At 66.8% G+C, this 259-nt stretch carries 1 protein-coding gene; it reads right to left on the bottom strand.

Annotation, left to right across the window (positions count from 1 at the left end):
- Positions 1-32: 32 nt before the first annotated feature.
- Positions 33-259: hypothetical protein (locus FLQ44_RS23475; protein WP_206208621.1), on the bottom strand; the 227-nt coding region annotated here is incomplete at its 5' end.

The following is a 259-nucleotide window of genomic DNA, read 5'->3' as shown; positions in this document are numbered from 1 at the left end:
CCGTGCGCGGCCCCTGTTGAATCTACCTGCCATCAGGCCACTGCGGCCTGGCGGAACTCTGCAGTTCGGACAAGCCGCGCCATGTCGAACACATGCCAGACAGTGTCGCCCAGCGCATACGCGTCGGTGACGAAGGCTGCGTAGCGGCTGTCCGCGTCCTGGTGGAGCTCCACGCGCTGCGCCTCGGAGAAGTTGCGCTGGCCGAACAGCTCGTCGATCAGGACCGCCACGTTGCCGCCCGGCTGCTTGATCACCAGCG

Origin of the sequence: Vogesella mureinivorans, from assembly GCF_007644035.1 — a bacterium.
GTDB lineage: Bacteria > Pseudomonadota > Gammaproteobacteria > Burkholderiales > Chromobacteriaceae > Vogesella > Vogesella mureinivorans.
This window is presented reverse-complemented; position numbering and strand designations above follow the sequence as displayed.